Source organism: Microbulbifer mixtoriginis (SeqCode), from assembly GCF_052466865.1.
The window spans coordinates 1,247,990-1,261,256 of the sequence record NZ_CP174293.1 but is presented as its reverse complement, the minus strand read 5'-3'; the positions used below and the strand labels follow the sequence as shown (position 1 = coordinate 1,261,256).

At 38.2% G+C, this 13,267-nt stretch carries 5 protein-coding genes; all 5 read right to left on the bottom strand.

Features of this window, described 5'->3' with window-relative positions; translation table 11 throughout:
• Positions 1-7: 7 nt before the first annotated feature.
• A complete protein-coding gene (locus ACJJJA_RS05705) occupies positions 8-1,780 on the bottom strand; it encodes an SLC13 family permease (RefSeq protein WP_444903980.1) in 1,773 nt (590 codons plus the stop codon).
• A 706-nt stretch (positions 1,781-2,486) separates the two neighbouring features.
• Positions 2,487-4,691 carry a glycosyltransferase family 2 protein gene (locus ACJJJA_RS05700; RefSeq protein WP_444903979.1) on the bottom strand — a complete coding sequence of 735 codons (2,205 nt, stop codon included), beginning with the start codon at positions 4,689-4,691 and terminating at the stop codon, positions 2,487-2,489.
• Positions 4,692-4,798: 107 nt separating this feature from the next.
• The gene (locus ACJJJA_RS05695) at positions 4,799-5,740 is read right to left on the bottom strand and encodes a sulfotransferase domain-containing protein (protein ID WP_444888154.1); all 942 of its coding nucleotides are present in this window, start codon (positions 5,738-5,740) and stop codon (positions 4,799-4,801) included.
• 119 nt (positions 5,741-5,859) lie between these two features.
• Entirely contained in the window at positions 5,860-8,820 is a 2,961-nt protein-coding gene (locus tag ACJJJA_RS05690) for a glycosyltransferase (protein ID WP_444903978.1), read from the bottom strand.
• Between the two features lie 17 nt (positions 8,821-8,837).
• Entirely contained in the window at positions 8,838-13,184 is a 4,347-nt protein-coding gene (locus tag ACJJJA_RS05685; protein ID WP_444903977.1) for a coiled-coil domain-containing protein, read from the bottom strand.
• Between the last annotated feature and the right edge of the window lie 83 nt (positions 13,185-13,267).

Here is a 13,267-nt window from a genome sequence, read left to right as displayed (position 1 = left end):
AGGGTCATCACTTAAAAGGAAATATGATTGGCAGTAGTATCAAAACTGTAATTGAATAGGCAATTGTGAGGGGTAAGCCTGCACGTAAGAAGTCACGTAAATGGTAACCACCCAAGTTTTGTACAATTAAATTAGTTTGATAGCCAAAAGGTGTCAGGAAGCTTGCACTGGCCCCATAGGCTACAGCCATCACAAACGGCATCCAACTAACGCCAAAGCTATCGGCTAAACTCCAGGCTAATGGAAATGTGAGCGCCGCTGCAGCATTATTGGTCATCAATTCGGTTAACAACAGAGTTAACAAAAAAATACCAATAACCCCAACAAATGGCCCGGCCCCCTGGAGTGAATCTCGCATTGACAGAGCAAGACTATCTGCCAGTCCACTACCGGAGAAAGCTTCTGCTAAGACTAACGCACTGGCAATAATGATCCAGATCTGGAATGGAAAGCGCCGCTGTAGTTCAGTGGTAGTAACGATGTTCAATATCACCATAAAACCTAGCAATACCACCAAGCCTTTTAGTAGTGAAAAAAACCCCAGAGCTGATCCTGCCACAACACTCGCGAACCCCAGCCCCAGTAACCAGCTGTCCCTAGAAGTTAGTTGGCGCTGTACATCAGTACCACTGATTACATAGAAGTTCTTATCAATATTACGATGGTGCTTAAAATCCTGTCCTACCGCCAAAAGTAAGGCATCTCCAGGTTGAAGCTCAATCTCACCAAGCTTTCCGGACAGGCGATCACCGCCTCGGCGCATTGCCACCACGGCTGCATCGAAACGAGTTCGAAACTGACAACTTTTTAAGGTTTCACCGACAATACTGGAATTGGGAGTTAGAACGACCTCTGTCAGGTCCATATGCAGAGTATCATCATCCAATGCAAACAAATGCAGCCCCTCTATAGCCTGGAGCCTTTGTATGTCACGTACATCACCACTAAAAATCAGCTTGTCACCACTACGAATAAGTTCGGTGGGGGCCACAGGGCTAATACTCTGCCCTCCACGGACAATCTCGATTAGGTAAAGTGTTTCGAGTTGGCGCAAATTATTTTGCTCGACACTACGACCATCCAACGGTGAAGCGGGAGTGACTTCAGCCTCCAACAAATACTGAGCCGCCTCCTCCTCTACAGCGCCTCCTTCGGGGAGAAGACGATTGCACAGAAACAATACTACCAGCCCGACCACAACCGCAGCACTACCAATAGGTAGGAAAGCAAAAAAGTCCAGTGACGCTTCCCCCCTATCCAGAACAAAGCTATTCACAATCAAGTTTGTGGAGGTACCTATCAGTGTCAGCGTACCACCGAGAATAGCCGCATAAGATAACGGCAACAGCAGCTTACCTGAGGGGTGGCGCTTCTGAGCCTTAACGCTGGATGCCAACGCCGCGACAATAGCTGTATTATTTAAAAAAGCAGAACTCAAGGCTGTAGCACTAGTAAGTCTTAGTAAGCTGGATTTCAACCTCCCACCGATCAATCCATCAGAGATCGCCCTGAGCCAGCGTGCTTTCTCCAAGCCAATAGAGATTAGTAGTAACACGACCAATGTCACCAGGCCGGGATTAACTGCTTTTTGTAGAACCGACTCGACAGGAACCAAGCCGGTCAAAAAACATACAGTAGCAGCAGAGGCAAAAACCAGAGAGGGACGAACGCGACTAAAAATCAAAGTAAAGATAACTAGAACGAAAGTGCCGGCTACAAAGAATTGGGAGAAAGTCATAAAGTTGGAGTGTCGCTCTGGTAACCTAGGTAGATACTTCACCTGATAGATATCTTTGGCAAAGGCAAACTATACTAAATCTGTTGCCAACACCCAACGATTAGCTTTTCTCCCATCCTCAAGATTAACTCAGCTCTTCTATCAAAGGAGTTCATACGGTCATGTTTTTCAGAGAACTCCTTAGAGAGACTAATGAGGGAGCCGGTTCTCAATACCGCAAACATGATTCTCACCGCGAAAGTTACAATCTGGTTAAAACATAACCACATAAAGCAATATACCAACCCAGAGGGTCATCATAGGATAAATTGATTTCGCCCGTGAACACTCATTAAAGCCTCATATGAAATTTGGCAATGAGTATGAAAGCGGCTGTATGATAGGGAGTATCAGCTATTAATCTATATACTATCGTATATACGAAATCTTATTGATAGCTGGGAACTTAATCATCTCGCGATCGAGGGATTTAGGGGGTCAGCTCTATAGAGCCGGCATATTCGGTCAACCTGAGATATAGGGCAAACTGATATTACATCTACAAAAGACTTAGAAGCTTAAAACAAATCCTAAATTTTAGTTTAACCCTCATCGAGCTGTCTTTCAGCTTTTTTTCGTACTCCTAAACTGGAGCGCTTAGCATCCTGAATAGCTACTCAAATGCTATAGTCAGAATTAATATTGCCGTTTTGAAAGACCATCAACCGAGCAAACAATACCCCTGACATTTGTCGACTGATTTGATTACTCAACGCCACAAAGGGGCTTTTGTTCTCTCATTAAGGCCTAGAGAAAAATCCTCTCTAGTGTGAGTCAAAAATGGACTGTAGTAAGGGTCTTTTCCCTCATCTGTAGACCACCGTGTCTTCAAACTCATTGCCTCACGATCAAATCGAGCCCGTTTCTCTGGAGTATTATCAATACCGCGACTGATGGATTCATGATGATACATTTCTGCCCAAGGTGTCCATAGATTGCGATAACCAGCTTCCTTAACCTTCAAACAGAAATCGACATCATTAAAGGCCACCTCAAAATGTTCCTCATCTAGCCCCCCAACAGATTCATAAATACTCTTACGGACCACTAAACAAGCCGCTGTAACAGCAGAAAAATTTTGTGTACACATCAAACGATTCATATAACCCTCTTCGTTGCGATGATAAAACTTATGGGCATGACCTGCTAATCTACCTAGACCAACAACAACACCGGCGTGTTGAATACGGCCATCGCCATAATACAGTTTGGCGCCAACACAACCTATATCTGTCCTGAGAGCATGAGTGACCATTTCATTCAACCAGTCGGGTGATATCACTTCAATATCATTGTTAATTAGGCCTATAATCGCGCCTCGAGAATTTTGCACACCAAAATTATTGATTGCTGAGTAATTAAAAGGAGCGTCGTACCGAAGCACTGTGATATTGGAATATTTTTTTAGAGAAGATAAATATCTTAATGTTTCAGGATTAATACTTTGATTATCCAGAATAATTATTTCATAATTTCTATACGTCGTTCTTTCTAAAATACTTGAGATACATTGACGTAGTATCGGTAGCATATCTCGTGTAGGGATCAAGAGTGAAACCAATGGCTCCTCTTTTTGTAAAGGCCAGAGTACTCGGAGCACTCTATGATTATCGGCTACTCTAACTTTAACTTCCCTACATCCTATATCATTAAAATAACTCTTTAAAACTTGTTGACAGCTTGGCAAATAGGTTGTGCTGGCAATTCCTTTTAACCTATGGAAAAGTACTCTGGGAATATGAACAATTTCCCGTTGAGGGTCTTTTAGCTTTCGTAGTGCCTTAAGAAAAAATAAGTAATCCCAAGCCTGACTTGAAAAAAAATCATAAATTTCAGCAGAATCCAACAAAGCAGGAGCAAAAAGAATAAACTCACCGATATAATTCCTAGAAAAGAAAAGATCTGGATTCCAAGCTGGTTTAAAATCAGGCAAACATCTTTTTCCTGCCTCATTAAGTAAATCCTCATCTGCATAGATAACCTTCGCATGAGGCTTCATCTTTAAAACATGCAGTAAACAGGTAAGTGTTTTGGATGCAAGTAGAGCTCGTGGAGGACATAGTAACTGATAGGTATCTGAGTAAAATAAAGATGGATATACCGATTCATATATAGATCTATCAATCAAAGTGATTCTATTATCAGCACTAACGAAATCATTCAGATTATTTAAAACGGTTTTGCCAATAACGCCTAAAGGCATAAGCAAAATTTGCCACAATTTATAGTCTTGAGCCAATACTGAACTGATTGTGCATCTTACATTCTCCAAGGAATCAGAATTTTCAATCGGCATTAATAGTATAAATTTTACACTATTACAGGATGTAAGTGTCTTTGGCCAAAAAGTAGGTTCAATCTTTTTAACCCAATCTCGATAGGATACGCGTCCACCTGAAGGTCTAAATGTCGCATCATAATTAGCCCATCGATTGGCCAACCTGAATGGTACTCGTAAATGACGGCGCTTTAAGCGCGAACGCATTCTGTCACGTGCGAAAAGTAAAGATACACGAACCAGAATTAAATGATGAATTTTTAAATAACATTCACTTTGTGCAGGAGAAAATTGTAATTCTTCCCCTCCTCTAGCAAACCAGAGCAGACGCTTTGATAAACGACCACTACGAATAGGTAAGCGGAGGTGTTGTGATTTCCTCCCGCCATTGTGCTGCAGGATAAAAGCAGCATCCAAATAGCTTTGATCAGACTCTAATAAAACTTCCACCATATACCAACCACGTGAAAAGTACTTACTATCAACAGCAAATTTAGATTGAATATCACTCGTTTTTTTTATAACATAACCATCTATATCAACCCCTGCGTGCAGCCCTTGAAGCGGGCGCAGTAGAGGACGTAAGTCGTATCTAGTTAAATGTGGAACGGATATTCCTGAGCACTTAGTCTTCATATACAACTCCATAAGTCCCCATTATTTTCATACTGGTTATCACAGCGTCGCAGCTCCAAAGAAATCAAATCTTAAAATTATTTGGTCAAGAAATTAATATAAAAGTATTATTTTAACTTGACGGCCCTATAAATCTTGGAAAAAAGCGCCCTAAATTCAGAGCTAAACATTCCATTCCCAGAGGTATTCCCAAGGCTGTTCAAAGTATTGATTAACATAGATTTTTCTTTAGAAGATATTTTTAGCATGTATTCAGAACCATGCTCCTTAGGAAGCGACTCAGGATACTCTAATTGCCAATCTGAAAAGTCATATTTCAGATAATGCATATACCTCTTAAAAATTGGCTTAAAAAAAACTACATCTTCATCGGTATACCACTTCCTCCAATTTCCATAAGCTTTACTTCTAACAACTCCTTTATGATTTTCATCAACAGAAATATTCTTTAAAATTGGAAAAGAGAGATAATCTTGTAATTTTTCAACATTCCCATCGATAAGATCCTCATACTTGAGGATGAGCCAATCCTTGCTTGCCCTTTTGAGAAACCTTAAAGCTCTCAAATAGGTATCAGACATTTTTCCTGAAAAAACTGGGTAGAAATTTGGATTCTGATTAAACAAAAAGGTAGCAGGAATATCTTTTGGATTGAGTTCCTTATATCTGACTAACCTGAGGGTTCGCTCAAATTTAACTTTATCTGGTCGATGTGCCCAGTGCCATCTATAGAGTATCTGACTAATAAACCTATCACGAGGATCTCTAACAATAAAAATTTTTTTATCATAAAAATTTTGATGAGCTAATATCTGTTTAGGCGTTATTCCAGAATCTAGTAAGGTTTTTACAATTTCATTTTCGTGAGATTTAACAGTTTTACTTATGCCTTCCTTTACATACTGTATTACACCAGCTTTCATTTGAATGTCAAATGGCTCAAAAACTTCTTGAACATTTTCTCTAAGATATTCCTCCATAGAATTTTTTATTATCGTATGCAAGAACGTGGTACCCGACTTACTCAAGCCGTAAATTAGAATTCGCATACAAACTATTCACACGTATCTTTTATCATGAATATAAATATAGCCAAGAGGTAGCTCCTCAGTTGGGACAAAATTCATTTTTCTCTGAATATAAAATTTAAAAAATTTAATCTTTTATACTAAGATGTATGTACTGATAGAAGATCTATTTTTCGCAAAATTGATTTAAAACAAACAACATTGTTATCAAAACTATACTTGTTTGCTGCATGTCGCCTACCGGCCAATCCCATTCTTAGTCTCAATTCTGCATCTTGAATAAGCCTGACCAATCGTTCAACAATAGCTTCTACTTCACCGAATGGGACAAGATATCCTGTTTCCCCCTCAACGACTAATTCCGATAGAGCTCCCCAGTCATAGGTGACTACCGGGCGTGCTGCTGCCATGGCTTCCAATACAGTACGTCCGAAAGATTCTTGAAAATGGGACAAATTCACTACAATATCAGCCTCGGCCAAAGCATCCTGCGGGCTGGGTATATATCCAGTAAACTGTAGATACGATGAAATCTCTCCACTGCGTTGCCTTGCTCGTAAGTCCCTAATGAAATCATTTTCAGGTCCAATTAATTTACAAACAGCAGGAACAGCTCTTTGTTCAAGTATCTCAGCTATATTTACAAAATCTACTAAACCTTTTTTTAGTAGATTATTACTAATTAAAGCGATACATATGAGTTTGTCCTCAGAAATATTAATCTGACGCACCAGATCAAACCTGGTAATATCTACCATATTGGGAACTAATACAGAATTACTTGACGCAATTTCCTTCTCAACAGCCCTGGAATTTACAATTGTGATATCAGATAAATTTCTAACACGTTCTGTTATTAATGTTGGATTTGCCCCTAATATCTTACATAAAGCCTCATCATGAAATGGAAGTTCTCGTACATGAATTATGGTAATAACTTCTGCAGCGCGAGCCGAAAGTAATGGTTCATCGAGGACCAAAGTATTAGTATACACTGCATGAATATTATACTTGTTTATTAATCGCTCAAAATGTGCCATGGTTTGAGAATTGGGCAATCGCCCTGCCCTCCACCAACCATAGGGTAGAATTATCACAGCACGTACCATAGATTTAATCGTATCAACATAGTCAGTGTTTATAGCGTTTGGTAATACTACGGTCACATTAACCTCTAAATTATTTAAAACAGCTATCACGTCTAATAAACTACGTTCCGCGCCGAAAAGATTTTTTCCTGCCTGATGTGCACAAACTAAGAGATTCAATCCCGATGGTCGATAACTCTGTGCACCAAGTATTTCTAAAATAGGTTTTAGTCCTTGCATTAACCCTATCGTCAAAAAATGATATATTATAGGTTGACTGCCTATCTCTGACTCTGATACATGATATTGATAACCAGTGGTACTGAACTCTGGGCCCGGATCCCTCCCCTCTAAAGAACCAATGAAGCAGTAGTGTTCTAACAAATTCAGTTGTGAATCCTGTAAATCTGGATATTGCTCCAGGTACCAAGCTACATCAAAAAAACCCGACTGCTGCACAAGATCCAACGGGTTTAAATTTTTTACAGGTTTTTCTTCAGAGCATATCGAAGAGGGTGCCAGGAAGTAACGAAATTTAGGATTGGATGGTAAATAAAGATCTTTTGGCGATTTAGCTCCTGAGTGCCAACGCTTAGCAGCGTCTTCGTAGTCCTTTCTGACACCGTGAAAGCACGTAAGAAGATTTGTCTCATTACATCTACTCAGAGAATCGTCACAAATGCGACCAAAACTAAGAGGCACACCAGGCAGAACTTCTATTAATGATTCCTTACCAAAGGCATTTTCAATTCTAAAGTAAAATTCGGTGTCCCCATTGATAGTAACTCCATCCCAATAGCCTAGTGTTTTAAAAACCGAACGACGAAACATCAAAGAAGATACATTGCGATAGATCCAGCTATCCTCAAGTCGCCAATGAGTAAAATATAATTCCGAGTTACTTCGTACCCAATGAGATGTGCAAGCGACTTTATCAGGCGCTGATAATAAAGCTTTTACCTGATATTCAATTTTTTGTGGATGTGACCAGTCATCACTGTCATGTGTTGTAATCATGTCACCATCGGCAACTGAAAGACCAGTATTACGAGCTGCGTAAGCACCTAAATTTTTTTTATGACGTAATAAGCGTATTTTCACTCCGTTATTAGAGTGAATATTATTCTCAAAGGTTTGTAGTAAACGCCATGTATCATCTTCGCTTGCATCATCAATGACAAGTATTTCTAGATTTCTCCAGGTCTGCTTACACAATGATCGAAGCGCGCTTAACACAGTTTCTTGAGCATTATAGACAGGTACAATCACCGATACTTTTGGCCCACTCTTGACATAAATTGTGGATATATCAGCTTTAGGGTCAAGAGAATCTAGACTCAATATTTCACTATTGCGACTAACAAGATTACATAATCCATACTTTGTGAAAATACTATTGATTACTTTTAAGCGTCGCTCACTCAAGTATTTATCAGTAGCGAAATTATTATTAGAAAGTAAATTGACTTCGGCAAGCAGGACATCGGCTTGGTCGGGGAATCTCTGAGCTAATATATGAAAGGCTTTTAGAGCTAAATTTAATTGATCGCATCGTAATGCAGATTCAAACAGCAATAGCAAGGGGCCCGCATGAGAAGGGTATAAAAAATGATCAAATAGGAATGGCTTAAGAGAGTTCAATGCCTTTAACCACTCCTGATGAGCAGCATACCAACGCGCTATAGCCCAGGCTATATATTGACGCTCTTGAGTTATAGTATTTGGATCCAATAAAGCCTTTTCTAAACGAGGCAGAAGTAACCTATGCCCCCCCCCCCATAGATGATATTCCCATGCTATAGCACGATTTCGATAAGGACGTCGACCCTCAAAACGTCCATGTTTAATATAATGAATCCAAGGATCGAATCCTGCTGCGGCAACATCTGGATACGTTTTTAAATACCATTCAGAATCGAATTGCTCTTCAGTAAAGTAAAGCTCATCTTCCCTCAATGGGGAAATTTTTAAACATTTCTTGGAAAATATGCGCCATAGGCGCTTTATAAGCATCACAGTAATCGTTCTGATCAACAAGGAAGTGGCTGTCGGCCTTCATCCTTACCCATTGAAATATAATGGATTAATGGGTTAAATCCGCTATCTTTGACATCGGGATTACTATCAAGATACCATTGGCTATTAAAGTCTGGTCCGGGGTTACGACCTTCGAAAGCACCCATTTTTAAATAATGTAAAGCAGGGTTATTTGCTGAGTTTTTATCCTGCGCGATATCTGGATATGAGTTTAAATACCATTCAGAATCAAATAATCCTGATTTGTTAATTTGGTTCAGCTCTCTTTTTTGTTTGCGAACTTTCTTAGTGTACTTACCAAAAGGAAAACCAATCACAAAAGCCTTACTCTTACTAGATGACTTAACGTCCAATTCATCATCGTTATTTTCTATTGCTTCATACTCATGAAGGGCTAATGTATTTTCTTTTTCTTCAAGTAAACGGGTCAATGAAGTTAATTCTTTAAAACGCTGATCAATAGAATTTTTCGCATCAGAAAGATCTGATTTCAGTGACTGGACACGAAGCTGTAGTTGCTGTTTAGTTTGTAAAAGATTATCTCTTTCGATTTTTACAGTGCTAAGATCCTCTTCAAGGCTCTTACATCGTAGGATCAAATCTTCTCTAGCCTTCTCAAGATCACGTTTTATTTGACTGGCCTGATTGAATTTCTCCTCAGAGGACTTAATGGATTTTTCCAGTAACTGTGTACGATTCTGAACTTTCTCCCACTGAGAATTTTTCTCGGCTAAATCATTCCTTAAACTATCAATCACCTTGCATTGAGAGATTTCAGATTTCTTCAGTATCTCAAGATTTGCATTCTGCGATTTTATTGTTTTCTCTAACAGCTCAATTGAACTCTCTAACCGCTGTATTTTTTCCTTTAATTTTGTGAATTCTTGTTCATATTTTGACTTTAATATCAGCTTCTCTTTTTGAGACCTATCAAGGGAATTCGTAAGCTCTTTTAACTTTCTTTTACTATCTTCTAAAAGTGTATTTTTATGAATGAGAGTCTCTTCCTGAGACTTTAATCGCTTCTCATTGGAATTTTTACTAGCGACTTCATCTTCAAGTTTTAGCTTAAGCTTCTCAACTTCCAGGCTTAATTTATCTGTACACAGTTGAGACTGCTTCCAATCTTTATTAAGAGTTTGACAGCGGTCAAGAATTTCACTTTTCTCTTTAACCAGATCAACATTTTTATGTTTATATTCTTCGAGACTCTCTATAAGTTGACGATTACTGTTTTCAATTTTCTGCCAATGAAGTTGTTTTTTTTCTAGAAGAATTATTCTCTCTTTTAGCTTTGTTTTATCATTAGATAGCTTTTTAGTCTCACGAGATTGTTCAGCGAGTTCTTGCTCTAAACGTTTTGCGAAAATTTGTGACTTTTTCCGTTGCTCCTCTTCTTCCTCAAAAGCTTGTATCCACTCGTCTAAATCCTTTTCTATACATTCAGCTTTCAATAATTTATTTTCTAGAATCTTAAAGTCGTTCTCAAACTTTACGATGCGATCTTGAGCCTGTTGTAGATTGTATTGAATTTCTTCAAGATTTTTTACTTTATCAATAAGATCATTTTTTTCTTTTTTAAGATTAAGAAACTTCTGTTCAAGCTGCTCTTTTTCAAGAGCAAGGGTTTCAGATTTTTTCTTAATTTCTGAAATATTATTATTTAACTTATTTACATGGATTTGTGTTTCTTGCCATTGCCTTTCTTCTGCCCTAAGAATACGGACCTGATCCTCAAGATGATTCCGTTCTTTTGTAATACACTTCTCTATTTTTTCTGCTTCAATGATTTTATTTTCTAAAGAATCTGCATGTTCTTTTGTCTGCTGCCATTTCTTCTGTTCTGAATGAAGCTTTTTAAGCTGTTCGTCTAACTGACATTTATTTATAGATATGTTTTTGTATTTTTGTTTGAGATTGCCATAATCTTTTTCTAGAACTTTTAAGTTGTCATATTTGCCTTGTAGAAATTTATTCTTGTCATTTAAACTATCAATCCTTTCTTCAAGTTTTTGTTTTTCTAAAGTTTCGACTTTAGTTTTTTCATGGAGCTTCTGAAGCTGCCCCTCAACTTTATCCTTTTCAGCTGCATTAACTTCAGCGTTATTTTTAAGATCTGTAATAGTTTTTTCTAAACACCGTACTCGATCGTTTGTTTCTTGCCAAGTTTTCTGTTTCTCTAGTAAAGACCCAATCTGCTCTTTGTACTTATCTTTCTCTATATTATTCTTTTCAAGTTTACGTTTTAGATCAGAAATAATAGTTTCTTGTTGCACCACTTGAGAATGTACTTTTTTCCAAGATTTCTCTTTCTCTTGAAATTCACATACTTGTTCTTCAAGCTCATTCTTCTTCGTATTTGCACTCTTGAAGTTAAGCTCAATTTTTGATAGGGCGTTCTCTAGGAGAGAAACTCGACTTTCTGCTTCTTTTCTTAACTTTTGATTTTCTTCAAGTTTACTAACCTGTTCTTTTAGTTCACGCCTCTCTATGGAAATACTCTTATACTTATTCTTCAATAGAGAATGGTTTTTTTCTAATTTATTTTTTAGATCCAGAGATTCTAGATAATTTTGCTCATTGATTTTTAATGCATGAATTTTTTCTTCTAACTCACATTTTTCAATATTAAGATTTTCAGAGCTACGGCCAAGCTCTGAAATCTCCATCTCTAATTGCTTGACATAAGTATTAGTATTTTGCCAGTTCTTTTTTTCATTATGTAACGATTCTATTTCTTGGCCGAGCTTATTTTTCTCTACACAAGCATTCTCAAATTTACGCTCAAGTTCTAAAATCTTATGCTCTAGTTTCTCGACTTGTACCCGTGCTTGTTGCTTTTGCTGATCTTTCTCAGCTAATGCAGATTTCAATCCTTCATTTAAAGTTCGTTGAGTATTCAACATTTCTTCCTGCTTATGCAGGCTATTAAGTGCTTTTTCTAGCTTAAGTTTTAATTCAGATAATTCCTGAAACTTCTTTTCTTGAGATTGCTGCTCAATAGATTTTTCGGAATCTATCAATTTTAATTTAGCTTCAAGTTCAACAACTTTCTCTTTGTAAGATTTATTATTAGATTCAATTTGAAGATTTGTTTTTTTTATTTTTTCCGTTTCTTCGCATTGGTCAGTAAGATGCTGCTCAAGTTCTGCAACACGAGTTGAGAGATTATTGCTTTCTTCCTTCTTCAGTTCATACATTTCCTGGATGCGTCGTTGCTCATCTTGTGCTCTGGTAACCGCCCCCTCATTTGATTCATAACGAATCTTATAATTTGTTAATTCTTGTTGCTGATCTGAATTAATTACCTGTAATTGTAAAAGCTTCTGGTTCCTAGCATCCGACTGTCGGTACTGTTCATTAAGCTGTTCACGAAGTTGTGCCAACTCGGTTTTAAGTTCATCACGTAATTCTTGAAGTATAACAACCCGTTCAGACAAACGTCCTTGCTTTTGGGCATGATCTGCCAAAGCCAGCTCCATACGTCGGTTGAAACCAGTTAATTCTTGGCTTCTGGACTCTAATTCGGATCGAGTCATTTCATAATTTTCATTTAACTCCTTAATCTTATTTTCCTGTTCTACAAGATTTAATTCTAATACTCTCGCCCTTTGTAGATATTCTCCAGCCTGCAAGGCATCTTTGCAGGTTCTACCTAAACGTGAAAATACGTCTCTAATAACTTGCAAAGCTGAATTTGGTTGGCAATTCTCAAAAAGTTTAGTGAGTAATGGATTTAACTCACGTCCCATGGAGACAACGCCCAAACCCTCTCCATGTTGAAAGACAAAAGTAGCGTTATCCTTTGATAAAGAATCAAACGATTTGGGCCTCTCATGTCCTGGGATTCTCTTCGATATGCCAGGAATAAGAATGAGGCCACGAGCAGACAGCTTGGACTTCCAGCATGCTAACAGCCCGTCTAGATCTTCATCAGCTGTTGGGTTTAATAATAAAAGCTCGATACTTGAATCTTCAAACTGACCTGCGGCTCTCATTGATGAGCTATCAAGTAAAAAAGAAAAATTGTCAAAATGCAGATCATGATAGGCTAATGCCTCAGCCTCTAAAGAGGCGGTATTCTTGCCTTGCTTTTTACAGGTAGCGTAACACCGAGTATCCAAATGAAGTCTTTGAACCGCTTGGCAAAGTGCAAAATGCGCGACGCCGGATTCTATTCCCAAAGTTATTACTGTTCGTGGTTGATGGGCTTCCATCAACCAAAATAAGAAAGGAACATGCTCCAGCCACAGAGATGAGCGTAGGAAGCCTGGTTTCCAGAACATGGAACTTTGGGCCAAAGAATTAATCGCAGGTTTTATCGCCAAATCGGATTGCATTTTTTCACTTCCCCTGTCGGCATTTGATACCATTCAAAGTAAATATGTTTACAGCCCAGCCTTGTTTAAGCAACAATTACAAA